Source organism: Kitasatospora sp. NPDC097605 (assembly GCF_040302725.1).
GTDB lineage: Bacteria > Actinomycetota > Actinomycetes > Streptomycetales > Streptomycetaceae > Kitasatospora.
The window spans coordinates 32,758-59,204 of record NZ_JBEOSF010000026.1; the positions used below are offsets into that span (position 1 = coordinate 32,758).

A 26,447-nucleotide genomic window follows, 5' to 3' on the forward strand; every position below is an offset into this window, starting at 1 on the left:
GTTCCGGGCCTCAGAGGCCGTAGATGGTGCGGATGTGGTTCCGGATGTGTGCGAACAGGGCGTCCTTGCCGCCCTCGTCGGCGAAGTCGAGTTCGAGCGTCGCGGCCCAGGCCTGGAGGAACGCCACCTCGCGCTCGGCCATGGCATCGGCCGCGGGCGTGACCTTCACCTCCTTGTCCCGGGCGGCCTTCCCCCAGGCGTGCTCCACGTAGGACTGCTTCCACGACTCCACCTTGGCGTGCGCCGCCGCCCGCTCCGCCTCGGTGGCGTTCTCGTCCTTGATCACCTTCCGGACCGCCCGGCGTTCCCTGGCCGGTATCCCCTGGGCCGTGAGGAAGCGGGCCTGGCTGGTGCCGGTCATTTTTTCGAGCTCGCTCAGCCGCAGTCCCTCCGCCGCCGCGAGCTCCTGCATGCGCGTGGCGAACACGGCCGCATCGGGCTTCTTGGCGCTCAAGTCCTTGAAGGCGAAGGCGAGATCGAGTTGCCGGGCCGCCGACTGCGCCTTGTCCGGTGCCAGCGGCAGTTTGTTGAAGGCCTTGTCCAGGCCGGTCAGTCCGGCGGCGCGCTGCTTCGGGTTGAACTTGCCGGCGTCCTCCGTCGCGACCTTGTAGGCCATGGCCCGGTAGACCACGTCGCTGGGCGCCCGGTTGTGCTCGACGGCGCCGAGGGTGTGCAGGAAGAGCCTCCTGCGCTCCGGGACGGCGTCCTCGCCCTGCGGCGCGGGGCCCCCGCCCAGATCGGCGAGCATCACCCGGGCGGTCTTCTGCTGTTCCGCCGGCGGCATCCCGCTGAACATCTCCGGATACTTCTCGCCGAGCCTCTCCTCGGCGCTGCCGTGCGGTTTGGCCACCTGATTGCGTGGACTGTTCTTCCCCTGGTGGAGACCGGTGGTCGCGCCGTTCGGGCCCTCGACCGTCTGGTAGCTCCAGTCCGGGAACGCCAGCGTGCGGAACTTGTTGGCCAGGGACACCGAGTCCACCCGGTCGCCGGCGGCTATCCGGCGGTTCTGCTCGTCGTACCCGATGTTCTCGGCGTTCTCCACGTGCCGCTTCGAGTCCCGGACCTCCTTCGCCACCTGGCGGATGTACTTGAGGAGTTCCTCGCGGTCGAGTTCCACCCCCGCGACGGTGACCCGTTCCGGGTTCAGCAGCGCGCGGACCACGAACCGCGGCAGGCCGGTCAGTTCGAGCCCGGTCAGCCGGTACCAGGCGCGCAGGGCCCGCAGCACGGCGCTCAGGACCTGCCGGCGGACCCCCTTGCCGAGCAGCCGTGCCAGCCGGGGCCGCAGACGGGCCACGATCAGGTCGAGCCGCTGGTCCTTGGCCTGCGGCGAGTTCTCCCGCTGACGGCGCTCGGCGCGCTGCTGACGGCGCTTCCGCTGCCACTCGCGCAGGCGCTCGCGCTGCCTGCGGTAGGCGTCGCGGATGCGCTGGGCGCCGCTGGTGAGGGCGCGCCCGAGCCGGCTGCCGAGCAGCCGGCGGCCGAGGGCGCGGGCGGCGCCCCGGACCCGGTGGAGGGCGGCTCTGACGGTCTGCCGGGAGGCGTTGAGCGCACGGCCGACGGCGGAGCCGGGGCGGCGGGGCACGGCGGGCTTCGGGCGGGTGACCTCGCGGCGCGGGCGTCCGGCGCCGGCGGTCCGGCGGGGGTCGGTGCGGCCTTCGGAACGGCGTTCCGGACGGCGATCCGGACGGCGTTCCGGGTGGCGTTCCGGGTGGCCGACGGTCTGCCGGGCGGGTCCGCTCCGGCCGGGCGGGGTCCGGCCGGGGGAGGGGCGGCGGCGGAGCGCCTGGGTCGCCCGGCGCAGGCCCGCCCGGGCCCGGTTGACGGCGTTTCCGGCCGCCTTGCGGGTGCCCCGGCCGGCCCTGGCCAGGCCCTTCAGGATCCGCTGGGCGATCCCCTTGAGCCTGCTGCCGACCGCCTTGCCGGCCGCCTTGAGCTTGCCGAGCAGGAAGTTGGAGATGAAGTCCAGCAGCGCGACCACGCCCGCCGCCACCGCGTCGGCGAACAGACAGGCGGCCGATCCGGACTTGACCGCCTTGAGGAAGGCGACGAACCTCCCGATCGCGGCGACGATCCGGCTCACGGTGTTCCACGCCGCCACCAGCCCCTGGATGATGGCCATGATCGCGCCCGCGGCCGGCACGATCAGCGACACCAGCTTCTCGACGACGATCGAGACGATCATCCCGGGCAGCGCGGCGACGATCGCCTGCCAGGCCATCCGGCCGATCCGGGCCATCGAGATACAGCCCTTGACCAGGACGCCGACCAGGGTGGACGTCAGCCCGACGACCGACTCCACCTTCTCGTCGAACCACTGCCGCACCGCGCGCTTGATCGCACCCCACAGGTGGAGCCGGACCCCGTCGACCGCGGCGGTGCCGAGCTTGCGCAGCCACCCGCCCGGGTCGGCGGCGATGTCGCCGATCAGGATCGCGAACTCGCCGAAGACCGCGATCGCCTTCCGCACGAAGTCGATCGCGTCCAGCACCGCCCGGCGGACCGCCTCGACCGCGGCCTTCAGCCCCGCCTCCAGCACGTCCAGCAGCGCGTTCAGCCCGGCCGCGAGCACGTCGAGCAGCTTGTTGACGGCGTTCTTGAGCCGGTCCGCCCACGCGTTGACCTTGGCGACGGCCTTGTCGCGCCACTCCTCGATCCGCCGGCGGAACCTGTCGCGCAGCTCGGGGAAGGCCGCCAGCAGGACGTCACAGATCCTGATCAGCGCGTCCGCGAGGCTGGTGATCAGGTCGACGGCGAACCTCCGCGCCTGGTCGATCGCCCAGTTCGCGAAGGTGCGGAAGCCGTCGATGATGGCGTTGACCAGGCCGCGGAAGTAGTCGAAGACCTTGGTGACCGCCTCGACCAGCGCGTCGAAGGCCGCCTTGACCTTGGACTTGACCCAGCCCCACCAGCCCTCGGACTCCTCCTTCTTGCGGTCCTTCTCCCGCTGCGCCTTCTCCTCGGCCTCCCGCCGCTTGTCCTGGATCTTCCGGTTGTCCTGCTGCCGGCGGTCCTCGACGTCCCGGTCGGTCTCGGTGCGCCTGCGGTCGATCCGGCCGGACTTGTCCCGGTGCTCGGCGTCGGCGTCCCGGTCCGCGCCGGACACCGTCCGGTCCTGCTCGACGCGCCACTGCCCGCGTTCGGCCCGGACCCGCTCCGCGGCGTCGCCCCGCTCGCCGGCCTGGGCCTGGGCGTTCTCGGCCACCTCCCGGTCGATCTCGGCCTGGTTCCCCCGGCGCGCCTCGGTCTCGTCCTGCTGCTGCCGGGCCTGCGCGGAGCCCAGCCGGCTCCGGCCCTCGCCGACCGCGGCCCGGATCTGCGGGCCGCGCTCCTGCTGGGTCACCAGGCCGATGCCCGGCGCGACATCGGCCGCCCGGCCGGTGGCGGCGCCCCCGCGCCCGCCGCCGCGCCCGTCACCGCCACCCGGGACGGAGGCGGTCAGGGTCTCCGCCGGCACGTCCGGGTGGATCCCGTCCTCGCCCATCGGCCTGGCGGCGTCCTCCCGGCCGACGCCGAGGATCCTGGTGGAGCTGTCCTTGAGCTTCGCCGCCTGCGCGTCGGTGCGCGCCGGATCGCTCTCGCCGGTCAGTTCGACCCTGGGTGCCTGACCGACCGTGGTGTTCAGCGCCGGGTCGGTCGAGGGCACGCCGTCCAGCGCGCCCTGGACCCGCTGCACCTCCTGCGGCGAGACCTGGCCGCCCGCGTCGTCGGCGACATGGGGCGCGGCGACCCGCTCGCCGGGATTCCGGCCCGCCACCTCCTTCCGCTCGGCCTGCGGCCGCGCGCCGTCCGCGCCCGCCGGTCCGACCCGCTCCAGCCGCTCGGTCACCGCCTCGGCCGGCGGCGCGGCCTCGGGCGGGCCTGAGCGGGTCCGTGGGGCGCCGGACGGCCGCTGGACGGCCGGCGGGTCCGCCTGCAGCCGGGCGTGCTGCTCGCCGACTGTCCGGTCCACCGAGCCGTCGACGCCGTCCAGGGTGGCGGCCATCCGGTCGGGCGGCAGGCTCGCGGCGGTGGCGAGGGCGCTCTGCGGGTCCTGGGCGGAGACATCGGGCGGGGCCTGTTCCGCCTGCTGCTCGGCCGGGGCCGCGTCGCCCGGGGCGCCGGTTCCGGCCCCGCCCGCGCAGCCGCCGCCGGGGGCGCCCGCTTCGCCCGGCTCCGCCTCGGTGGTGGGCTGCGGCGGGCCCGCGCAGGCGCCGCCGCCGGTCTCCAGGGAGGCGTCCGGGGCGGGCCCGGCGGCGAGTCCGGCCGGGGTGTCGGTCTGCTCGGCCGCCGGGCCGGGGGTGGCGGCGGGCGGTGCCGCGCCGGGCGCGGCGTCGGGTGCGCCGCCCGGGGCCTCGCCGTCGACCGGTCCGGCGGTGGGGTCGGCGGCGGTGCGCTCCGGGAGGGCGGGCTCGGGTGACGGCGCGGGCTCGGCCTCCCGGGTCTCCTGGGCAGGTGCCGCCGGCTGTTGCTCCTGCCGGTCCGGCGGCGGCTCCGGGGCGGTGGGCTCGACGGCCGGGGTCCGCTCCTCGGGCTCCTCGGCCTCCTCGGGTTCCGCGGGCTCCCCGGCTTCCCCGGTCCGGGCGTCGGGAGCCGGCTCGGGTGGCGCCGCCGGCTCCTCGTCGGTCTCCGGCCGGCCCTCCCGCTCCTCCTGGACCTGCTCGGCCTTGGTCGCGGGCGGCTCCGGGAGCGCCGGCGCCTCGGCGTCCGGCGCGTTCGAGGCGTTCGCCGACAGCGGGATCCGGTCGACGGTCGGGACGTCGGACACCTCGGGGTCCGACGACGGCAGGAAGTCCCCGGGCCGCAGCTCCGGCGCGGCGGCCTCCGCCTGCGGTGGGCGGTCCCGGGCCGGGTCCGGGGCGTCGTGGACCTCGGCGTCCGCGTCCGGCTCCAGACCCAACGGCTTTTCCTCGTCCCGGACGTCGTCCTGCGGGCGGTCGCCGTCCAGCAGCCCGTGACGGGTGAGCGGGCTGTCCGGGGCCTGCGCGATCGCGTCCAGGCGCTCGGGTTCGACCGGCGCGGGCTGCGGTGTCGGTGCGGCGGCGGGCTCCTGCGGCGTCGTCCCGGCCGAGGGCTGGGCGGCGGCGTCCGGCTGCCCGGCGCCGGGCGCGCCGGTGACGGGTACGGTCGGCGGCGCGGCGGGCTCCTCCGCCGCGGCGGGTACGTCCGGTGCCGCCTCCGGTGCCGCCTCGGGGGCCGTGTCGGGGGCCGCCTCGGGCGGTGCTTCGGGTGCCTTCGGGCCGGCCGCGTCCTCGGCGGGTGGTGCCGGCTGCTCGTCCTGCTGCGGCTTCGGCTGTCCGGCTTCCTCGTCCTGGCCCGCGCCGCCCGCGCCGCCCGCGCCCTGCTGGTGCGCCGGGTCGTCGGCCTGCTCGTGCTCGTCGCCGGTGTGCTCTGCGGCCTCGCCGGTGCCGGTGGCCTCGGTGACCGGCGCGGGCGTCAGGGCGCCGTCCAGATCGGCCGGACGGTGCTCCGCGGCCTCGACCAGCTCCAGCACCCGGGTGTAGTCCGAGGAGGGCAATCGGTCCGCCAGCCGGTCCAGCACGGAGGCCTGCAACTCGGGGGCGAAGCGTGCGAGTTGCAGGCGGACCCGGCCGGAGGTGTCGGTCGGGTCGCCGCGCAGCGAGCGCAGGATGCCGGCTGCCAGCCGGTCGACCAGGGTGGCCGGATCGAGCCGCTCGGTGCGGAACCGGTCGGCGTCGACCGTCGCGTACCGGAGCCAGCCCGGGGTGGCCCCCGGCGTCGTCGCCGCCGGCCGGTCGTCCCGCGCGCCGTGTTCCGCCTCCCGTTCGATCGCGTCCTGCGGCAGGCTGACCGCGCCCAGGTCGCGCCCGGCCCGCAGCGCGCCGAGCGGGTGCGGGGCCTGGACGGTGTGCAGCAGCTCATGGGTGAGCAGCCGTCGGCCGTCCTCGGCGGCCGGGCGGTACTTGCCCTCGCCGAAGAAGAGGTCAGGGCCGACGGCGACGGCGTCCGCGCCGATCAGCTCGGTCAGCGCGGCGGAGTCCCGGTCGGTGTGCACCCGGACCCGGCTGAGGTCGTGCCCGAGCCGCGCCTCCAACTCCCGGCGCAGGCCCGGGTCGAGCGGCTGGCCGGCGCCGGAGACGATCTCCTTCGGCTCGGGCGTGCGGGCCTTCGGCGTGCGCGTCCTGCGCTTGGCCGCGTCCGGCGCGGTGTCCTTCGAGGAGGCGGCGGCAGTGGCGGCGGGTCTGGTCATGTCCGCCCCCGTCCTCGTCCCCGGTCCGGCGGCCGGCCGCCGCCGGACAGCCCGGCGTGCACGGCGCGGGCGAGCGCCTCGCCGAGCCGTTGCGGGGAGGCGCCCGCCGGCAGCGGCGGCAGCCCGCGCAGCAGGTCCAGCTCGCGGTCGCCGCCGGTCGCCAGCGGCACGCCGCGCGCCTCGACCAGCCGGGTCAGCTCCCTCCGGAACGCCGCCGTCAGCCGGTCGTGGTCGATCCGCGCGAAGCCGTCGAGGACCAGTTCGCCGATCTCGACCTCGATCCGTCCGGTCTCAGGGGCCCGCCGCCCCTCGCCCAACCCCTCGCTCAGCCCGTTGGTCAGATCCATCCGCCGACCTCCGAGGGCGTCAGCGAGCGCTCCAGCTTCAGGTACTCGGTGCGCGCGGCGGCCAGCAGGTGCCGCATCTGCAAGGGGCAGTCCTCCTCGGCGGCCTGGAAGGCGGCGGAGAGCGCGATATTGCGGATCGAGCCACCGGTCACGGTCAGCTGCGCGAGCCGCTCCGGGTCGAGGCCCGCGCTGGGCGTCCGCTCGGGGATGACCCGCCGCCAGATCTCGGCGCGCTCCGACACCCCCGGGAACGGGAAGTCGACCACGAACCTGATCCGCCGCATGAACGCCGGGTCCAGCGCCTTCTTCATATTGGTGGTGAGCACGGCCAGGCCCCGGTAGGCCTCCATCCGCATCAGCAGATAGCTGACCTCCAGGTTGGCGTAGCGGTCATGGCTGTCCCGGATCTCGCTGCGCTTGCCGAACAGCGCGTCCGCCTCGTCGAACAGCAGCAGGGCGCCGCCGCGCTCGGCCGCGTCGAAGACCCGCCGGAGGTTCTTCTCGGTCTCGCCGATGTACTTGCTGACCACCTGGGAGAGGTCGATGACGAACAGGTCCACCCCGAGCTGTCCGGCGACGACCTCGGCCGCCAGCGTCTTCCCGGTGCCCGACCCGCCGGCGAACAGCGCGGTGACGCCGAGGCCGCGGCGCAGCACCGCCTCGAAGCCCCACTCCTGGTAGACCGTGCCGCGCCGGCGGACGTGGGCGACGATCTCGCGCAGCGTGGCGCGCTGGTGCTCCGCCAGCACGAGGTCTTCCCAGCCGGCCCGCGGCTCGACCCGCCGGCCCAGCTCGTCCAGGGACATCCGGGCCTCCGTCAGTCCGGCGTGCCAGGCGAGCGGGCTGATGTCCCGGCCGCCGCCGGCCGCCCGCCGGGCGGTGGCGGCGGCCGAGCGGATCACATGGCCGGGCAGCGAGAACTGCGCGGCCAGCGCGCGGAGGTCGCCCTCGGCGAGGCCCGGTGCGCCGTCCAGCGCCGTGGCCCAGATCGCCAGCTGCTCCTCGGGGCCGAGCGGGGGCACGGTCAGCCGGGCGCGGTCCGAGACGTCCGAGGGCGGCGGCTCGTCGCCGGACACCACCAGCGGCACCGCCAGGCTCGTGAGGAAGGCCTCCGTGCCGTGCGGGGCCTGCGGGCGCTCCCCGCCCTCCACCAGCAGGGCGGCCGGGATCAGGATCGCCTCGCGCTGCCAGAGCCGGGCGAGGCGCTCGCGTTCGGCGGGCTCGGTGGGCAGGTCCTCGCGGTGCGCGGCGTAGAGGCCGAGCCCGGCGTGGTGGGCGGCGGCCGCCGCGATCTCCCAGCGGGTGCGGCGGTCGGCGCCGGTCAGTTCGGTGTGCGGCGGGCCGGCCGGCCCGGCCTCGGTCCACGTCCGGGCCAGCTCGGCCGCGCAGCGCTCGTGCGGGCCGGGCAGCTCGCCGGGCGGGCCGATCCGGGTGAGCAGGCCGTGCAGCCGCGCGTCCAGGTAGGGCACTCCGACCAGGAAGTGCAGCACCCGTTCGTCGATCCGCAGCCGGGAGGTGGTGAGCGCCGTCTCGTCGTCCAGCTCGACCAGCCGGAACCGGCGCAGCGGGCCTACCGGGGTGAGCGCGCTCCAGTGCGGCCGGTCCAGGGCGGCGAGGGCGAGCGAGAAGGTCGGGTACCCGCGCCCGGGGTCGCCGCTCGCGGCGGCGCACCGGGCGGCGGCGGTGGGGTCGATCGCGGGCGCGGCGGCCAGGACGAGGACGTCCCGCTCGAACGGGGTGAGCCCGAAGTCGGCGGTGAGGGCGTCCAGGGCGGTGGCGGGCCGCGCGGGCTCGCCGGAAGGCGGCCGGTCGTCGGTGCGGCCGGCCGCGTGGGCGTCGACCCGGTCGAGCACGGCGGCGACCGCGGCCGACAGCGCCCGCCGGTGCGGCTCGTCCACCGGGCCGTCGCGGCCCTGCTTTCGGCGCGTGCTCATCTCTCCCCCCTTCTGCGGTCGGTGCGTCTGCGATCAGTGCGTCAGGTCCACCACGGGACCGGTGAAGGTGCCGTCGGCGGACACCGTCAGCTCGCTCGGCACGCCGTCCACCTGGATCCGGGCCAGGTACGCCGTCGGGCGGACGCCGGCGACCGGGACCCGGACCACGAACGGGTCGGGGCGCGGCCGGGTCGGCACGGGTGCGCGGAACCGGTGGCTCGCCGCCGGCCGCCCGGCGGGTGGGTGCGACTCGTCGAGCAGCAGCAGGACCTGCTGGTCGTCCCCGAGCGGCAGGTCCAGCCGGACGTCCAGCCGGGCCGAGACCCCGGCCGGTCCTTCGCTGCGGCCCGCCGTGCCGATCGGCGCGACGATCCGCGGCTGCCGGGCGAAGGTCTGCGCGTCGGACTCCATGGCGAGGTGGTCGGCGGCCGGCCGGCCGTCCAGCACCAGCCCGTGCAGCACCCGCACCTGGTGCACGCCGGGCGGCAGGTCCGCCGGTACGGCGACCACCAGCCGGTCGTCCCGGACGGCGCCCGGGTCGACCGGCACCCGCCGCTCGCCCAGCCGGACCACGACCAGGTCCGCGCGCAGGCCGGAGCCGACCAGCACCAGCTCCCGGTCCTTGGTCACCGGCCCCTCCCCGGGGGCGTCCGGGGAGCCGGCCGGCCGGGAGAGCACCTGGTCGACGACCGGCCCGCGGGACGGCACGGCCCGAACCGTGCGGCGCAGCACGGGCTTGCCGGCCACCGGATCGGCCCTGCCCTCGATCAGGACGACGGTGGCCTGGTAGACGACGGACAGCGCGTACGGCGTCTGGAACAGCGCGGTCCAGAGCTTGGAGAGGTCGTCGACGTCCATCGGCGCGGGGGTGAGGCGCACCCGCTGCGGGGAGGCGGCCAGGTCCGTCCCCGCCAGGTACGGCCGGGCGGCCGCCTCGTCGATCAACTGCCGGGACAGCACCGGCTGTTCGGTCAGTGCCCGGACCACGCAGCCGAGCAGTCGCTGGCCGACCAGCTGGGACTCCTCGCCGTAGCAGCTGATCAGGTAGTGCAGGTCGAGGGCGGTGGTCGGCCGGGCGAGCAGGGTGCCGTCGGCCGCGCGGGTGGGCGCGTCGAGGTTGCGCAGCGCGGCGTTGGGCGTGACCTGGTAGAGGAAGACGGTGATGGCCGGGTCGGCCGGCGGCTCGGTCGGCGGTTTGCGGGCGCCGACGTCGACCGCGAACGGGATGTCGGGCGAGAGCGCGCGGGTGAGGAGCAGCCGCAGCGCCTCGCTCACGGTCGCGATCGCCAGGTGATTGCTCATGGGCCCGCCCGTTCGGTCATGAGGGCTCCCGGGTGAGGTACGTGTCCAGGTCGAGGGCCGGGGCCGGGCGGGCCGCCCGCGGTCCTCGGGGCGTGATCGGGGTGCGCTCGGCGGCCTTGACCTCGACCCGTCCGATCCGGACCTGCACCACCCGCTCGACCGGCCGCTGTGGGCGGCGGGCCCCGCTCCCGGGGGCGGGACGCGCGGCGGCGGCCACGGCGGCCACGGCGGCCCGCCGTCCGGACGCCGGCGCCGCGGCGGGGCGCGGCGGCGCGGGCGGTGCTCCGGCCGACGGCCCGGGGGCGACGGTACGGCGCGGCGCGGTGCCGGGGGGCACGGCGACCGGGCGGGTCCCCACCCGCGCCGCCGGCCCGATGTCCCGCGCGGCCGGGGCGGCGCGGGTTCCCGCGGCCGGGACGAGCGGCGGCGCGACCAGCAGCGGTGTGCGCGCCGGCGGCGGGACGGGAGCGGCGGTCGGCCGCCGGTCGCCGACCGTCGCCGGGAGCGCCTGCCCGGGCGGTCCCGGACGCGGCGCCGCCGGCCGGGGGAGCGGTGCGGGAAAGGTCCGCGGGCCCGCCGCGGCCGGCTCCTCGCCGACGGCCGGCCGCAGCGGTTCGAGCGCGTCGGTCCGTTCGAACGGCCCCGGCAGGCGCGGGCGCACGCGCACGCCGGCCGCGGTTCCGGCCCGCTCCCGGTCCGGTCCGCCCTTCGCGAGCAGACGGTCGAAGTGGTCAGGCATCGGCACACAGCTCCAGGTAGTAGCGGCGCCGCAGCGGGCTGAGCGCCAGGATCTCCGGCTCGCTCCACCCGTAGGCGGTGGCCAGCAGATGGACGTCGAGCAGGGTCGCCCGGGCCCAGTCGTCCAGCTCCTCCCAGAGGTAGGAGGCGATGTCCAGCTCGGCGAGGGTCTGCCGGCCGCACCCGGGGCAGTCGAGGTTCAGCCGGACGTCCGCGCAGGGGTCGGCGGCCGCGGCGGCCTCGGCCATCCGCCGCTGGACCGGTGCGGGGAGCCGGCGGGCGGTCACCGGTTCCCCGTCGTGCTCGGCGGTCAGCATGCACCGCTCCAGCAGGACGGTCCTGGCCCGGCCCTCGGGGGCCTGTTCGGCGGCGGCCAGGTCGCCGGGGGTGGCCGGCCGGAAGCCGACCCGCCAGCCGTCCAGCTCCACCCGCAGCGGCCCGGGCGCCGGCCGCGCGGCCCCGACCACCTGCCCGGCGTCGAGGGTGAACTCCAGCTCCTCCGGGCAGCCCGGGCAGCCGGCCCGCATGGTGAGCCGCTCGCCGAACAACGCGACGCGCAGGCCGAACAGTTCGGCGTCCCGCTCGCCGAGCGGCACGGCCAGCAGCTCCTCCGCCCCGGCGCCGGGGCGGGCGAGGGTGTGCAGCAGCAGCGCCCGTGCGCTGCGGCCGGCCGCCAGCCCGGCCTCCCAGGTGGCCAACAGGGCGCCCTGCCCGGCGAGTTCCATCAGCCGCCCCCGATCAGGCCGGCTGCTGGAACGACGGTTCTTCCGGCTCGGGCGTCTCCTCGTCCCGCTCCCAGCCCTCGACCTCCAGCTTGAGGCTCTGGATCGCCACCGCGTTGGCGTTGGCGTCCAGTTCGCCGAGCACCTGGTACTCGCTCGGCCAGGCGCGGTACAGCTTGTGGGCGACCGCCACCTGGCCGGCCTCGTTGAGCACCTGGATCACCAGGTCCTTGCGGAAGTCCCGCAGCGAGACCTCCGCCCCGCGGCCCGCGCCGACCATCCAGACCTTGTTGGCCCAGCGGTCGAACTCCGGGTCGTGGGTGACGCCGCGCTCCAGGGTGACCGCCTCGAAGTCGGTGCGTCCCGGCGATTTCCGCGGCGCGCTCGGATCGCCCCCGCTGCGGTGCTTCACCACTTCGGTGGTGCGCTTGAGCGGGCTGACCTTGCTGACCCCGGCGACGACCCGGCCGTCCCAGACGACCAGGAATTTGAAGTTCTTGTACGGATCGAACCGGTGCGGATTGACGGTGAACTCGACCATGGAGATCCTAAACCTCGAACTGTCCGGCGAGCTGCTCGATCTTGACGATCACGAATTCCGCGGGTTTCAGCGGGGCGAATCCGACCACGACGTTCACCACACCGCGATTGACGTCGTCCTGGGTGGTGGTGTCCCGGTCGCACTTGACGAAATAGGCCGAGCGCGCGGAGGTGCCCTGGAACGCGCCCTGCTGGAACAGCGAGTGCAGGAACGCGCCCACGTTCAGCCGGATCTGCGCCCACAGCCGCTCGTCGTTGGGCTCGAACACCACCCACTTGGTGCCGCGGTAGAGGCTCTCCTCCAGCATCAGCGCGAGGCGCCGCACCGGGATGTACTTCCACTGCGAGCCGAGCGCGTCGGCGCCGGCCATGGTCCGGGCGCCCCACGCCACCGGGCCCACCACCGGGAAGGTCCGCAGGCAGTTCACCGCGAGCGGGTTGAGCAGGCCGTTCTCCCGGTCGGTGAGCGGGACGGTGAGCGCGCGCACCCCAGGCAGGCCGGCCTCGGTGCCCGCGGGCGCCTTCCAGACGCCCCGCTGGGCGTCGGTGCGGGCCATCACGCCGGCGATGGTGCCCGACGGCGGGAAGGCCCGCAGCCGGCCGGTGAGCGGGTCGACCAGCTCCAGGTGCGGGAAGTACAGCGCCGCGTGGTCGCCGCGCACCGAGTCGAAGGCGGACAGGCCCGCCCGGGCGGCGTCCAGCGTCGTCCACGCCTGCGGCGAGTCGACGATCAGGAACATCCGCTTCTCCGCGCACAGCGCCTGGGCGGCCGAGACGACCGTGACGGCGTCGTCGACGTCGGCGTAGCCGGCCAGCTCCGGCAGCACCAGCAGGTTGACGTCCTGCACGTCGCGCAGGGCCTGGATGCCGGTCTTGCCCGCCTCGCTGCCGATCAGGTCGGTCAGGCCGGGGGCGCCGCCGTCCTGGCCGCCGGCGAGGGCGAGGACCGGCGGGTTGACCGAGCCCTCCAGGCCGAGGTTGTTGGCGGCCTCGCCGAGGAAGCGCACCACGTCGGCCGGGTCGGTCGAGCCCGCGACGACCTGCAGCTGCCGGCCGAACACGCTCACCCGGGTGCCCGCGAAGGCCCGCCGGCCCGGGGCGTCGGGCAGTGCGCGCAGCTTGCGCTCCAGCAGCAGGGCGAGTTCGGCGACGGTGGCCGGGGCGGCGCCGTCCACGGCCGGGTCGTGGATCCGGACGGTCCGCGCGTCGTCACCGATCTTGACCTGGATCTCGTGGGTGAGGTCCGGCAGCGTGGCCGCGAACGGCTTGGAGACCGTGCCCACCGGGTCCGGCCGGCTCTCCGTCAGCACCTTCACCCGGACCACCGCCGAGCCGCCGTTGACCACCGTCTCGGCGAACCGGGCGCCGGCCGGCCGGACCGACAGGTCGGCGAAGGACTCCCGGACGGCGCCCGAGGCGTCGAAGACCTGGAGGTTGAAGGTCTCGGCCGGGGTCGGCGTCCGGTAGTCCACGGCGACCCGCAGCGCCGCGCCCCAGGCGCCCGGTTCGACGGCCGTGACCTCCAGGGCCGGGGTGGCGGTGGAGGTCTGCGTCGAGGTGAGGGTGACGCCCGCGGCGGCGCCGGTGCCGGCCGCCGCGACCCGGACCACGACCCCGATCGAGCCCCCGTTGAGGAAGAACTGCTGGACGGCGTAACTGACCGGACTCTGGCTCGCGAGCCCGCCGAAACGGCGTTCGAAATCCGCGAAACTGGTGATGGTGACGGGCTGGTTCAACGGACCGCGCCGGGTGGCCCCGACGAAGGCGGTCACCGAGGTGCTCACCGCGGTGATGGTGCGGACACCACTGGGAAGCTCTTCGATGTAGACGCCCGGGTAGGTCGGTGTCGTCGGCAATTCCCCCTCCGTTCACTCCGTGCGGTTCGCTTCGTGCCGTTCACTTCGTGCATCAAGGGACCCGGAGGGAAATGGCGGTCGCGGGTTCCCGGTGCATTGACGGCAGGCTCAGTTTCATATTCGGCCGACGGTCCGTCAAGGCTTTTTCTTGAGAGGGAAATTGTATTATTGTGCCAATTATTCAGGGGGTGTGGAATCGGTGATTCCACACCCCGGTCGGTCAGTCGCCCGGCGGTCGGTTGGACGGATCCTGGTAGGACGGCGGCCGGGCGGCCCCGAGGAACCAGCCCCAGCCGGCGCCCAGCCGGTGCTCCAGGAACCGGAACACCGTGTAGTAGACCGTCCCGAAGCCGGTGACCAGGGCCGCGGTGACGGAGGCGTTGTCCAGGTGGATGCCGAGCCGGGCGGCCTGCACCACGACGAACGCGACGACGTAGGGCACGCTCGTGCGCCACAGGGAGAGGGTGAGTGGGTACATCGGTCCTCCTCTGCCGGGTATGCCGACGGCGTGCTGCCCGCCGTACCCGCCCCGCACACGCCGTCCGCCCGGTGCGTCGGGCTCAGGAAACGGCGCCGGAGGACGCCCCGCGCCGGCCCGGCGCGCCGCCCTCCGGCGCGCGGACCGGCGTACGGGATCGAACCGTTGCGACCTCACCGGCCCGCACGCCCTCCGGAGGACGGCCCGGAGGACGGCCCGGGGGGAGGCTCAGGGCCGGACGGCGACGGCCCCGTAGCAGGAGGCCTCGGCGTCGGTGATCGGCTCGGCGTCCTCCCCGGGCGCCGGGTTCCAGCGCTGGGTGGCGACCACGCCCGGCTCCATCAGGTCCCAGCCGGTGAAGAACCGCGCGAACTCGTCCCGGGTGCAGGCCGCCACCGCGGTGCCGGCGGCGGTGTAGACCTGGATGAGCCGGGCCGTCTCCACGGCCGCGAAGTCCTGCGTGAGGTGGCTCATCACCAGCGCCGAGCCGCTGGGCAACTGGGCCTTGAGGCCCTCGGTGATCCGGTGCGCCTCGGACGGCACGAAGTGCAGCAGGGCGTTCATGCTGAGCGCGATCGGCCGGCTGAAGTCCAGGACGGCCCGGGCCGATTCCAGCAGGGCCGCGGGCTCGCGCACGTCCGCCTGGACGTAGGCGGTGACGCCCTGTTCGGTGCCGCGCAGCAGGGCCCGGGCGTGCAGCAGCACGATCGGGTCGTTGTCCGCGTAGACGACCTTGGCGTCCGGCGCGACCGCCTGGGCGACCTCGTGCAGGTTCGGCGAGGTCGGGATGCCGGTGCCGATGTCGAGGAACTGCCGGATCCCGGCCTCGGCGAGCAGGTACGTCGAGCGGCGCATGAAGGCCCGGTTGGCGCGGGCGGCGGTGCGGGCGTAGGGGAAGACCGCCAGGGCCCGGCCGGCGGCCTCGCGGTCGGCGGGGAAGTTGGTCGTCCCGCCGAGGTAGTAGTCGTACATCCGCGCCGAGTGCGCCAGGTGGATGTCGAGGTTGACCTCCACGTCGTCGGTCTGGGCCGTGCCGTCCCCGTCCGTCATCTGCGTTCCCCCTGATCGGTCGCCGGCTCGCCCGGCGTGGTCCCTCCCACTATGCCCACACGCTCGAACTGTCGATCAAGGGGTTCCGCCGAGGTGCCACAAGTGTGCAGCAGGATAACCGGATCGGATCGCACGGCGGCTCGATCCGAGCATGTTCGAGCGACGTGCTTCCCCCGGCCACCTGCCGGCCGCCTGTCGTTGTGCCCGACCTTCAAACCTCTTGTTGCGGTTTAACATCTCGGCACCCAATAAGCCTTAATGTTCCTCCTGGGGAACCGAGTTCACCGCTGCGACCGTCGTACGGCCGGGAGGAATGGAACGTGACCGAGCGCGACTGGGTGGTCGGCGACCGGGACCGCCTGACGTTCGACGCGTTCTGCGACACGCACGGCAGGGCCTGGACCGGGTTCGCCTGCGCGCGCCTGCGCGACGACGACGCCGCGCACACCGTGGTGGAGATCGCCAAGGCCCGGGTGTGGGAGGATTGGCCCCGCATCCTGCGCGAGAAGGTCCCGCCGTTCCACGCGTGGGCGATCCTCAAGGAGGAGATCGGCGCCTCCCTGGCGGAGATGATGATGAACGGTGAGCCGCTTCCCACCCACGCGAGCGTCCCCGGCTGGGTCCACGCGGTACGGGCCGCCGCCGAGCGGGCGCAGCACCTGGTGGAGACCGAGGGCAGCCACGAGCAGCTGTACGCCGCGCTGCGCCGGCTCTCCGAGCGGCGCCACGACGTGATCGTGCTGCGGTACCTGCTCGGCCTGCCGGACGAGCAGATCGCCGACTACCTGGGGACCACCGAGTCCGGCGTCCGCTCGACCCTGCGCCAGGCGCTGGACCGGCTGGCCGCGGCCCTCGGCGGCCGGTGCGGGGAGGGCCGTTGAGCACCGAGCACGACCGGGCCCTGCACCCGAACGCGACCGGCGTCCACCCGCCCGCCCGGGCCCCGCGACCGCAGCCCGGCGGTGCCGGGGTGTCCTGGGACCGGCTGCTCACCGCCCCGAGCCCGCTCTCCTCCGAGCACCGGCAGGCGGCCCACGAACTCGACCTCGCCGCCTCCCTGGTGCTGGCGATGCCGTCCGCCGCGGCCTCCCTGGGCCTGCTCGTCAACGGTGAGCGGATCCAGCCCGAGGGCGCCCTGGTGCTCGGCGCGCTGCTGTACGTCGCGGACCACCGCGACGGCGCCCAGTTCTGGTGGCAGTTCGCGGCCGGCGGCGGCTCCTACACCGCGGCGTCGTTCCTCAGCCTGCTGCACCGCAGCCTCGGCGAGTTCCTGGACGCCGAGGTCTGGCGCCAGCAGGCCGAGGCGCTGGCCACCAAGCCCCGCCCGCCGCAGCGCGTGCTGGACGCCCCGCGCGCGCTGCTCCCGGCCAGGGTGCTCACCGACATACTCGCCAGGTGCCACCACGGCCTCGACGTGAAGCTGCCGCCCCGCCTCGCGGCCGTGATCCACCAGCTCCCGGTCGACGGCGACGACCCCGAGTACGGCGAACTGCCCCAGGTCAGCAGCACCCTGGTCCGCGACCTCAGCGGCGAGCCCTGACGACGGCGCCCGCCGGGCCGCCCGGTCAGGCCCGGGCGGTCAGGCCCGGGCGGCCGCCGTGGGGCCGCTGAACCGCAGCACCCCGTCCTCGATCGGGTCGCGGAGCAGGACCTTCCGGTCGTGCTTGTAGTCCATGACCATCCGCCAGGGGAAGGCGCGCCCCTGGCGCGGCATGATGTCCTTCGCCCGCCGGACGTAGCCGGAGGAGAGCGCGTCGACCACGCCGGCGTCGGTCGCGTCGGTGGCACGGCCGACGGGTACGGCGACGGTCCGGCCGGTGGCGTCCATGTGCCTCAGCAGCCGCACCAGGTAGCCGGAGGCGAGGTCGACCTTCAGGGTCCAGGAGGCGTTGGTGTAGCCGAACACCCAGGCCAGGTTGGGGATGCCGGCCAGCATCACGCTCTTGTAGGTGCAGCCGTCGTGCAGCTCCCGCACCTCGCCGTCGACGCTGATCGACGCGCCGCCGAGGGCCTGGAGGTTCAGGCCGGTGGCGGTGACGATGACGTCCGCCTCGAGCTCCCGGCCGGACGCCAGCCTGATGCCGGTGGCCGTGAAGGTCTCGACGGTGTCGGTGACGACGGAGGCCCTGCCCTCGCGGAGCACCTTGAAGAGGTCGCCGTCGGGGACCGCGCACAGCCGCTCGTCCCACGGGGCGTACCGCGGGCTGAAGTGGGCCATGTCGACGCCCGGGCCGACCCCGCGGCGCACGCCGGCCAGCAGCAGCCGGCGCACGGCCCGGGGGAAGCGCCGGGAGGCCTTGAAGACGGCGCGCTGCGCCCCGATGGCGCGCCGGCGGGTCATCCGGTGGACCAGCGGGGCCGCCAGGAACCGCTGCTGCCAGGCGGCGATCCGGTCGATCGACGGCACCGAGAAGACGTACGACGGCGAGCGCTGCAGCATCGTCACGTGCGCTGCCGTGCCGGCCATCGCCGGGACGAGGGTGACGGCCGTGGCGCCGCTGCCGATCACGACGACCTTCTTCCCGGCGTGGTCGAAGTCCTCCGGCCAGTGCTGCGGGTGGATCCGGGTGCCCCGGAACTCCTGGGCGCCGGGGAACTCGGGCAGGTGACCCCGGTCGTAGTCGTAGTAGCCGGTGCAGGTGACCAGGAACGAGCAGGTCCACGTCCGCGTCTCGCCGCTCGCCTCGTGCAGCGCGGTCACCGTCCACCGCTGCCGCTCGCTCGACCAGTCGGCGGCCAGCACCCGGAGCCCGTGGTGGATCGCCTCGTCGACGCCGTACTCCCTGGCGGTGGCGGTGACGTAGTCGCGGATCGAGGCACCGTCGGCGAGCACCTTGAGCCCGTCCCACGGGCGGAACTCGTAGCCGAAGGAGAACATGTCGGAGTCCGAGCGGACGCCGGGGTAGCGGAAGAGGTCCCAGGTGCCGCCGATGGCGTCCCGGCGTTCGAGGATCGCGAAGTCCCGGTCCGGGAACTCCCGGCGCAGCCGGCAGGCGACACCGATGCCGGAGATCCCGGCGCCGATGATGAGGACGGTGGCGTGGTTGGCGGTCATGGCTCCACTGTGTCGCGTCACAGGGGCGATTATCGCGTTCCCGGGCCGTCCGTCCGGGAATCCCGCCGCAGCAGGGCGGCGACGGCGGCGGTGATGCCGAGGGAGACGGCGGCGCACAGCCACCAGACGGTGGTGTACGCCGAGACGGTGGGGACGGTGCCGCCCCGGACGGTCATCGTGGTGAGGACGGCGGCGAAGACGGCGCTGCCGACGCTGCCGCCGAGCGTCTTGGCGGTGCTGTAGAGCCCGGTGGCGATGCCGGTGCGGTCCGCCGGACTGACGTCGATGACCAGGGCGGGCAGGGTGCTCAGCACCAGCCCGGTGCCGAAGCCCAGCACGGCGTTGAGCAGCACGAAGTGCCAGACCGCGTGGTGGGCGAGGACGAGCGTGGTGTAGCCGGCGGCGAGCAGGCAGCCGCCGAGGGCGGGGACCGCGCGGGCGCCCAGCGCCCGGCCCAGCGCGGGCGAGACGGTGGCGGCGGCGAAGGCGCAGATCCCGGCGGGGAACAGGACCCAGCCGATGCCGAGCGGGCTGTACCCGAAGCCGTAGCCCTCCCGGTCGGGGGAGGCGGCCAGGTAGAGGGCGGCGGCGATCTGGGCGCCGTAGAGGGTGATGCCGAGCAGGAAGGCGGCGGTGTAGACGGGGAGCAGGCTGCGCCGCACGGTGACCCTGATGTCCACCACCGGGTGCGGGGCCCGGAGTTCCACGAAGACCCAGAGCGTCAGCACGGCGGCGGCGAGCAGCAGCAGGGCGGCCGGCGCGGAGGCGGCCCAGCCGCCCTTGGCCCCCTGGGAGACGCCCGTCAGCAGGGCGGCGAGGCCGAGGCTCAGCAGCGCGGCGCCGGCCCAGTCGACGGTGCCGCGGGCCCGGGTGGTGGACTCCGGGACGAGGAGGAACACCACGGCGGTGCACGCCAGGGTGGCGACGGCGGGGACGAGCAGGACTCCGTGCACGCTCGGGACGGCCCGGCTGAGCAGGCCCGCGAGGACCATGCCGGTGCTGGAGCCGAAGGTGAGGGCGCCGACCAGCAGGGCGATGGCGCGGCGGGCCTGCCCGGGACTGAGCCGGTCGCGGACCAGTCCCATCTCCAGGGGCAGCAGGGCGGCCAGCGGGCCCTGGAGGACGCGGCCGAGGAGCAGTACGCCGACGGACGGGGACCAGGCGACCAGCAGCGAGCCGACGGCCAGGCCGGCCACCGCGATCCGCAGCAGGCGCCGGTGTCCGTGGACGTCTCCGAGGCGGCCGAGGAGCGGGACGCTGACCGCCGCGGCCAGCAGTTGGGCCCCGGCCACCAGGTTGAGGTCGCCCGCGCTGATCGAGAGTTCCGTCCCCAGGCGAGGGGTGAGGGCGGGCGTCATCCCCTGGATGATGCCGCTGGTGAGTTCGACGAAGATCAGGAATCCGACGACGGGGGCGACGCGGGTGTCGCTCCGGCCGGTCGTTGCGGGGCCTGTGGCAGCACGGACACGCGGCATGGGGGGACCTCCAGCGAGCACGGTTTCCGGTGGGGGAGCGGGGGTGGTGCCGGGGGGACACGGCCGGCTGCCGGGGGGCGGGCGGGGCCCGGCAGCCGGCCGGTGGTCAGTCGCCCTGGCGCAGCAGGAGCTTGGCGATGCCGTTCTGCTGGATCTCGGAGGTGCCGGTCAGCACCCGGAACATACGGACCTTGCGGAACAGGAACTCGACCTCGTTGCCCTGGGTGAGGCCCTCCTTGCCGTGGAGCTGCACGGCCCGGTCGAGGATCCGGAACGCGGACTCGGCGACGAAGTACTTGCACATGAACGCCTCCAGCCGGGGCACCGGGCCGGTGTCCAGGTCGGCGAGCGCGGCGTAGGTCATGGACCGCGCGGCGTAGAACTCGGTGGCCAGGTCGGCGAGTCCGTGCTGGACGGACTGCAGTTCGGCGAGCGGGGCGCCGCCCACGGTGCGGGTGCGGACGCGCTCCAGGGTCAGCGCGATCGCGCGCCGGGCCATGCCGAGGACGCTGGGGCAGTGCAGCAGCCGGTTGACGTTGACCCGGCCCAGGCCGAGCAGCAGGCCGTCGCCCTCGCAGCCGAGCAGGTTGGCGGCCGGGACGAAGCAGTCCTCCAGGACGATGTCGCTCTCGATGTGCTCGCCGGACATCGGGGTGGCGCCGTCGGCGACCCGGCAGCCGGGGCTGTCGAGGTCGACGACGAACGCGGAGAAGGTCTTCTCGGTGCCGTCCATCCGGGCGATCACGATGGCGAAGTCGGCGACCGGGCCGGCGCTGGAGAAGACCTTGTGGCCGGTGAGGCGGTAGCCGCCCGGCGCGGGCACGGCGACGGTGCGCATCGCGCGGACGTCGGAGCCGGCGTCGGTCTCGGTGAGGGAGAAGCAGCAGGCGCGCTCGCCGCGCACCACGGGCAGGAAGTAGCGGTCGAGCTGCTGCGGGGTGGCGCCGGCGAGGATGTCGCCGACCCTCAGCGGGCCGCCCATCTCGCCGAGCACGCTGTGCCCCAGCACGCGTCCGCTCGCGCCGATCTCCTCCTTGAGCGCGGCGAGCTGGGTGTAGGTCAGCCCCTGGCCGCCGAGCTCGGGCGGCAGGTGGATGCCGTAGAAGCCGAGCTCGCGGCTGCGCCTCCAGACGGGTTCCAGCAGGGTGCGGGTGATCGGCGTCGCCGGGGTGACGCCGTGTTCGGCCTCGTAGGCGGCGAGTTCGCCGTCGAGGTAGTCGCGCAGCCGCCCGACCAGGTCCCGCAGCAGGGGGTCGGCGGCGTAGTCGGGGCGCAGGGAGAAGAGCATGGGGGAGTCCTCAGTTGACGCGCCGGTCGGCGCCGGCCCAGTAGGTTTCGCGGACGGCCTTGCGGTCGACCTTGCCGTTGCGGTTGTGCGGGAGCGCGGGCACGTAGTCGACCGAGCGGGGCTTCTTGAGGCGGTCCAGGCGTTCGGCGCAGAACTCGATCAGCTCGGCCGCGGTCGGCGCGTGGCCGGGGCGGAGGGCGACCACGGCCTTGACCGCCTCGCCCCAGCGCTCGTCCGGCACCCCCACCACGCAGGCCTCGAACACCGCGGGGTGTTCGTAGAGGGCCGCTTCGACCTCGGTGGAGTAGATGTTGAAGCCGCCGGAGATGATCATGTCCTTGATCCGGTCGACGATGAACAGGTAGCCGTCCTCGCGCATCCAGGCCAGGTCGCCGGTGCGGACCCAGCCGTCGCGGAAGGTCTCGGCCGACAGCTCCGGGTCGTTCCAGTACTCGGTGACGCAGTCGGCTCCGCGCACGGTCAGCTCGCCGACCTCGCGGGGCGGGAGTTCTCGGCCCTGTTCGTCGACGACGCGGATCTCGCTGTCGTAGCCGGCCCGGCCGCAGGAGCCCAGCAGCTCCGGGTCGGCCGCGACGGCGTGGGCGATCTCGGCGCCGGTCAGCCCGGCGACGACGCTGGTGGTCTCGGCCGTGCCGTAGCCCTGGCCGACGACCGGCCCGAACGCCTCGACGGCCTGCCGCAGACGCTGCGGGGAGACCGGCGCCCCGCCCACCCGCAGATCGCTGAGGCTGGACAGGTCGTACGTGGCCAGCTCCGGATGGGCCAGCACCATGCCGAGCATCGCCGGCACCAGGAAGGTGGCGTCGATGCGCTCGCGTTCGACCGTCGCCAGGAAGGCCTCGACGTCCCAGGCGGGCAGAACGTGGATCGTCGTGCCGGCGAAGACGCAGGCCAGCAGGGCCATGCCGGAGGCGTGGGTGATCGGGCCGCAGGCCAGATAGCGGGTGCCGGGCCGGGGACGGGGTTCGCCCATCAGCTGCTTGCGCATGTTGGCCAGGCGGTTGCCGAAGGTCTGGGTGGCGGCCTTCAGCGCCCCGGTCGATCCGGAGCTGAAGTTGAGGACCGCCGGGTCGTCCTCCCGCACCTCGACGCACACCGGGTCGGCGCTGCCGTCGGCCAGCAGGCTCGCGTAGGACAGCACGCCGTCGGCGGCGCCGTCGATCGGCACGGCCGCGTCGTCGTCGAACTCCACGGCCACGCAGCCGGTTCCGGCGGCCTCGATCGCGGCCAGGGCGTCCGCGCGGTGCGCCGCGTCGAAGACCAGGAGGCGGACCGGGGCGTAGCCGAGGATGTGGGTGATCTCCGCGCGCCCCAGCCGGGCGTTGACGGGCGCGCGCAGCAGGCCGGCCTTGTAGAGCGCGAACTCGACCACCAGCAGCTCGCCGCGGTTCCACGCCAGGCTCGCCACCGCGTCGCCGGGACGCAGACCGCGCGCCACCAGGGCTGCGGCCAGCCGGTTGGCGTCCTGTTCCAACTGCCGGAAGGTCCATGACCGTTCACCGCACACCAGGGCCCGCTCGTCGGGCCGGTACCGGGCACTGCGGGTGAGGTAGACGCCCAGGTTCATGTGCAACAACCCCTGACTGAATTCCAAACATCCAGATCGTTTCCGGACAGGTTGTCCATTAACGTCTCGACTGTCAAGGGTCTCTATACTGGGAGTTCACTGCACGGGAGTTCGCCGCAGCCGCAGCCGCAGCCGCAGCCGCGGCCGCCGCCTCCCGCATCCCTGGATCGAAAGGTGACGATGGCCGAGGACAGGCGCACACGGCGGACCCGGCGCGCGCTGCGCGACGCCCTGGTGGCACTGGTGATGGAGCGCGGCTACGCGGCGCTCACCGTGGAGGACATCACCGAGCGGGCCGATGTCGCGCGCGCCACCTTCTACAGCCACTGCCGCGACAAGGACGACCTCTTCACCAGGGTCACCACCGAACTGCTCCAGGAGCTGGGCGAGCGTCTGCAGCCGCTCGCCGACAAGTCCGACACCGGCTTCACCGGGGAGCCGCTGCTGGCGCTGCTGCACCACGCCGAGGAGGAGCGCGACCTCTACCGCGTCATCCTGCGCGGTGAGGGGGACGGCAAGCCGCTGCGGATGTTCACCGAGGAGGCGGTGCGCCGGATCGCCGCCGTCTTCCGCCACCGGGCGGAACAGAACCACCGCGCACCGCGGATCGACCCCGAGGTCCTCGCCCGGGCCTGGGTCGGTGAGCACTGCGCCGTGATGCAGTGGTGGCTGGAGGGAGAGGCGGAGCGGATGCCGGCCGAGGGGCTGGCCGAGCTGCTGCTGGGCCTGTCCAAGCACGGGCGGTACTGGGCCAGCGGGTTCGACCCTGTCGGCTGAGCGCTCGTCGCCGCTCGCCGCCGGTCGGCCCGGGGCCCGGGCCCCGGGCCGGCGGTCGTGCTGAACTCCGTGCTCAGCGGAGACCGTTGAGGTGCTCTCCGAGTTCGGTGAACACCTGGACCAGTGGCACCTGCGGCGCGACCGGCGACATGACCTGGGAGCCGTAGTGCACCACGACGAGGTCCAGCCCCGGTGAGACGAACAGCCGCTGGCCGTGGATGCCGCTGGCCAGGAAGGATCCGTAAGGGTCGTTGGGGATCCACCACAGGTCGTGGTACGAGAGCGTGGCCGGCGTGGTCGCCGGCGCCCCGGGGAAGCGGACCCGGCGGGCGTACCCGTCCGGGGCGCCACTGGCGATCGTGCGCGCGACGGCCTCCGGCACGACCTGCCGGTCCCCGGCGGCGCCGCCGCGGCGCAACATCTCGCCGAGCCGCCCGACGTCGCGCAGGGTCGCGCTGAACCCTCCGCACGCGGCCTCGACGCCCTCGCCGTCGAGCAGGTAGTAGGCGTCCTCCTCGGCGCCGATGCCCAGCCACAGGAGCTCGCCGAGCAGCTCCGACGTGGTGATGCCGGTGATGCGCCGCAGGACTGCGGCGAGCGCCTCGACGTTCCCGTTCTCGTAGCGGAACTCGGTGCCCGGCGCGCCGGTGGCCCGCGCGGTGGCCAGGTGTTCGCCGATGCTGACCGGCCCGCGGTACCCGTACGGGCGCAACTGGGGGGCCAGGACCGCGAAGTAGCGCTGGGCCTCCAGCGCCTTGTCGTACGGCCGGCCCGCGTAGCTCATCAGCGTGCCCATGTGGAGCAGGTGGTCGACCTCCGCGTCGCCGAAGGCCGTCCCGGCCAGCTCGGGGACGTAGTGGCGGACCTGGGCGTGCCGGTCGAGCAGCCCCTGGTGTTCGAGGACCGCCGCCATCAGGCCGGTGTACGACTTCGCCGCCGAGGCGTTGAAGTGCGGCACATGGGACTCGTACCCGTGCAGATAGCGCTCGAGGACGACCGCGCCCCGGTGCATCACCAGGACGGCGTCGGTCTGCGCCGCGGCGAACAGGTCGGGCAGCCCGACCGGCCCCCTCGGCGAGGAGAACCGGAAGCCGTCGAGGCCGGTCTCGCGCACCGGCAAGGGCTGGGGCTGGCCGCGGCCGCGCCACACGCGGCGGCTCGGAACGGTCTCGCGCCCGGTGACCGCGTGGACGCGAACCCAGTCCGGATCGGTGTACCCGCGGGCCCAGCCGAGGTCGGCCAGGGACGGAATCGCTGCCATCTGCACCCCTAATTTATCGACAAGGTGAGAGATAACGTACATCGTGTCCGGAAATTGCTCCAGGGGTCCGGGTGGGCGTCGGTGGCGAGGGCGGGGTTGTGCATGTGATCATCTGACGGTCATTCCGAGACGGTGATCCCGTCCCGCGGGTGGTCCCGGACCGGCGGTGTCCGCTCCGGACGCGCGCGAGGGGGGAGTGGCCGTGCCGGGCTTCGAGGGGAGCGTGGGCATGCAGCCGCTGGCAGCGGACGATCCGCGGCAGGTGGGGGAGTACCGGCTGCTGCGGCAGCTCGGAGCGGGCGGGATGGGCCGGGTCTACCTCGGTCGGACCACCGGCGGGCGGACCGTCGCCGTCAAGGTGGTCCGTACCGACCTGGCCGGGGACCCCGAGTTCCGGGCCCGGTTCCGTCAGGAGGTGGCGGCCGCCCGGCGGGTCGGTGGCACCTGGACGCCGCCGGTCCTGGACGCGGACACCGAGGGCGGGCACCCCTGGGTGGCCACCGGTTACGTCGCCGGGCCCGCCCTCACCGCCGCCGTACGGGAGTTCGGGCCGATGCCCGAGCCGGTCGTGCGCACCCTCGGCGTCGGCCTCGCCGAGGCGCTCCGCCATGTGCACGGCCTCGGGCTGGTGCACCGGGACGTCAAGCCGTCGAACGTGCTGCTGACCCTGGACGGGCCGCGGCTGATCGACTTCGGCATCGCCCGCGCGCTGGACACCGGCACCGCGCTCACCCGGTCCGGCCAGGTGTTCGGCTCGCCGGGCTTCATGTCGCCGGAGCAGGCGCACGGTCTGCCCGCCGGGCCCGCCGGCGACGTCTTCTCGCTCGGCGCGGTGCTCGCGTACGCGGCGACCGGCACCATGCCGTTCGGCTCCGGGGTGAGCGCGCCCGTCCTGCTCTACCGGGTGCTGCACGAGGAACCCGACCTCTCCGGGCTGACCGGTCCGCTGCACTCCCTCGTCCGCGCCTGCCTGGCCAAGGACCCCGCCGCCCGCCCGACCCCGGCACAGCTGCGGGCCCTGCTGGACCCCGACGGCGCGGCCGCCGCCCGGCTGGGGCAGGGGGCCTGGCTGCCGCCGGCGCTGGCGGCGGCGGTCGGGCGCAGCGCGGTGCAGCTGTTGGACCTGGAGGGCGAGCGGGGCACCGGGGCGACGGCCCCGCCGGGCTTCGGGCCGCCGCTCCCGACCCCGGTTCCGACTACGCTCCCGACCCCACTCCCGATCCCACTCCCGACCCCGGTTCCGGGCTACGGGCCGTACCCGCCGCCGCAGCCGCACCCCCAGCCGCCGCGCGGCCGGCGGGGGTACGGCGTGCTGGCGGCCGTCCTGGTCGCGGTCCTGCTGCTGGGCGGCGGCGGATACCTGCTGGTCGAGCGGCTGCGGGAGAACGACCGCGAGGATTCCGGCCCCGCCGTCGCCGCCCCGTTCCTCGGGAAGTGGGTCGGCGAGGTCACGGCCGACAACGGGGACGTCACCACCGTCACCGTCACCATCGAGCAGTCGGCGCGGGACGAGGAGCGGAGCCGGATCCGCGCCGACACCCCGAGTACCGGCATCTGGTGCGAAGGCGCGTGGAAGCTCAGCTCGGTCGGGGAGAACCAGCTCTCCTACACGGCCCGGCAGACCGACTCCTCGCCCGGAGCGACCTGCATCACCGACCGGACGACCTACCGGCTGATCGTCATGCAGCCGGACGGCACCCTCCACTACAGCCCGGACCAGCTCAAGCCCGACAAATACGTCGTGCTGCGGAAGCTGGGCTGAGGCGCGCGGGCGATCCGGAACCGCCGGCCCCGTAGGCCCGTCATCCCCACGGGGGCCGTCCCAGCGTCGACACCCCTTTCGCCC

At 74.6% G+C, this 26,447-nt stretch carries 19 protein-coding genes; 4 read left to right on the top strand and 15 right to left on the bottom strand.

From position 1 onward, the window contains the following. Positions 1-10: 10 nt before the first annotated feature. From ABTX81_RS26180 to ABTX81_RS26225, 10 genes are all read right to left on the bottom strand, one after another. A complete protein-coding gene (locus tag ABTX81_RS26180) occupies positions 11-6,190 on the bottom strand; it encodes an eCIS core domain-containing protein (protein ID WP_350549989.1) in 6,180 nt (2,059 codons plus the stop codon). After that, a complete protein-coding gene (locus ABTX81_RS26185; RefSeq protein WP_350549992.1) occupies positions 6,187-6,537 on the bottom strand; it encodes a hypothetical protein in 351 nt (116 codons plus the stop codon). The genes ABTX81_RS26180 and ABTX81_RS26185 overlap by 4 nt, the downstream gene beginning before the upstream one ends. Further along, positions 6,528-8,471 (bottom strand): ATP-binding protein, encoded by a 1,944-nt coding sequence (locus ABTX81_RS26190; protein WP_350549994.1) that lies wholly within the window; start codon positions 8,469-8,471, stop codon positions 6,528-6,530. Before ABTX81_RS26190 ends, ABTX81_RS26185 begins: the two co-directional genes overlap by 10 nt. A gap of 33 nt (positions 8,472-8,504) precedes the next feature. Continuing rightward, positions 8,505-9,773, bottom strand: coding sequence for a Pvc16 family protein (locus tag ABTX81_RS26195; RefSeq protein WP_350549997.1), 1,269 nt, complete (start codon positions 9,771-9,773; stop codon positions 8,505-8,507). Between the two features lie 16 nt (positions 9,774-9,789). Beyond that, entirely contained in the window at positions 9,790-10,512 is a 723-nt protein-coding gene (locus ABTX81_RS26200) for a hypothetical protein (RefSeq protein WP_350550000.1), read from the bottom strand. Next, positions 10,505-11,236, bottom strand: a complete 732-nt coding sequence (locus ABTX81_RS26205) for a hypothetical protein (protein ID WP_350550003.1) — start codon at positions 11,234-11,236, stop codon at positions 10,505-10,507. The genes ABTX81_RS26200 and ABTX81_RS26205 overlap by 8 nt, the downstream gene beginning before the upstream one ends. A gap of 13 nt (positions 11,237-11,249) precedes the next feature. After that, entirely contained in the window at positions 11,250-11,774 is a 525-nt protein-coding gene (locus ABTX81_RS26210) for a phage tail protein (protein ID WP_350550005.1), read from the bottom strand. A 7-nt stretch (positions 11,775-11,781) separates the two neighbouring features. Then, entirely contained in the window at positions 11,782-13,629 is a 1,848-nt protein-coding gene (locus ABTX81_RS26215; protein ID WP_350550008.1) for a phage tail sheath C-terminal domain-containing protein, read from the bottom strand. Between the two features lie 220 nt (positions 13,630-13,849). After that, positions 13,850-14,107, bottom strand: coding sequence for a hypothetical protein (locus ABTX81_RS26220; RefSeq protein ID WP_350550010.1), 258 nt, complete (start codon positions 14,105-14,107; stop codon positions 13,850-13,852). A gap of 228 nt (positions 14,108-14,335) precedes the next feature. Further along, positions 14,336-15,157, bottom strand: a complete 822-nt coding sequence (locus ABTX81_RS26225; protein ID WP_350550013.1) for an SAM-dependent methyltransferase — start codon at positions 15,155-15,157, stop codon at positions 14,336-14,338. 320 nt (positions 15,158-15,477) lie between these two features. On the opposite strand from ABTX81_RS26225, the gene ABTX81_RS26230 reads away from it, so the two are divergent. Together ABTX81_RS26230 and ABTX81_RS26235 are read left to right on the top strand one after the other, a co-directional pair. Then, the gene (locus ABTX81_RS26230; RefSeq protein ID WP_350550016.1) at positions 15,478-16,038 is read left to right on the top strand and encodes a sigma factor-like helix-turn-helix DNA-binding protein; all 561 of its coding nucleotides are present in this window, start codon (positions 15,478-15,480) and stop codon (positions 16,036-16,038) included. Then, on the top strand, positions 16,035-16,697 hold the full coding sequence (locus ABTX81_RS26235) for a hypothetical protein (protein ID WP_350550019.1): 663 nt from the start codon (positions 16,035-16,037) through the stop codon (positions 16,695-16,697). Before ABTX81_RS26230 ends, ABTX81_RS26235 begins: the two co-directional genes overlap by 4 nt. Before the next feature lie 39 nt (positions 16,698-16,736). On the opposite strand, the gene ABTX81_RS26240 is transcribed toward ABTX81_RS26235, so the two are convergent. From ABTX81_RS26240 to ABTX81_RS26255, 4 genes are all read right to left on the bottom strand, one after another. Next, positions 16,737-18,212 (bottom strand): flavin-containing monooxygenase, encoded by a 1,476-nt coding sequence (locus tag ABTX81_RS26240; RefSeq protein ID WP_350550021.1) that lies wholly within the window; start codon positions 18,210-18,212, stop codon positions 16,737-16,739. Positions 18,213-18,241: 29 nt separating this feature from the next. After that, a complete protein-coding gene (locus tag ABTX81_RS26245; protein WP_350550023.1) occupies positions 18,242-19,687 on the bottom strand; it encodes an MFS transporter in 1,446 nt (481 codons plus the stop codon). A gap of 106 nt (positions 19,688-19,793) precedes the next feature. Further along, positions 19,794-20,975, bottom strand: coding sequence for an acyl-CoA dehydrogenase family protein (locus ABTX81_RS26250; protein ID WP_350550026.1), 1,182 nt, complete (start codon positions 20,973-20,975; stop codon positions 19,794-19,796). Positions 20,976-20,985: 10 nt separating this feature from the next. After that, a complete protein-coding gene (locus ABTX81_RS26255) occupies positions 20,986-22,563 on the bottom strand; it encodes an AMP-binding protein (RefSeq protein WP_350550133.1) in 1,578 nt (525 codons plus the stop codon). 180 nt (positions 22,564-22,743) lie between these two features. On the opposite strand from ABTX81_RS26255, the gene ABTX81_RS26260 reads away from it, so the two are divergent. After that, positions 22,744-23,340, top strand: coding sequence for a TetR/AcrR family transcriptional regulator (locus ABTX81_RS26260; protein ID WP_350550028.1), 597 nt, complete (start codon positions 22,744-22,746; stop codon positions 23,338-23,340). Between the two features lie 73 nt (positions 23,341-23,413). Here ABTX81_RS26260 and ABTX81_RS26265 read toward each other — a convergent pair whose 3' ends face one another. After that, a complete protein-coding gene (locus tag ABTX81_RS26265) occupies positions 23,414-24,601 on the bottom strand; it encodes a serine hydrolase domain-containing protein (protein ID WP_350550031.1) in 1,188 nt (395 codons plus the stop codon). Between the two features lie 229 nt (positions 24,602-24,830). Between ABTX81_RS26265 and ABTX81_RS26270 the strand changes: the two genes are divergently transcribed. Then, positions 24,831-26,363 (top strand): serine/threonine-protein kinase, encoded by a 1,533-nt coding sequence (locus ABTX81_RS26270; protein WP_350550034.1) that lies wholly within the window; start codon positions 24,831-24,833, stop codon positions 26,361-26,363. The last annotated feature ends 84 nt before the right edge of the window (positions 26,364-26,447 follow it).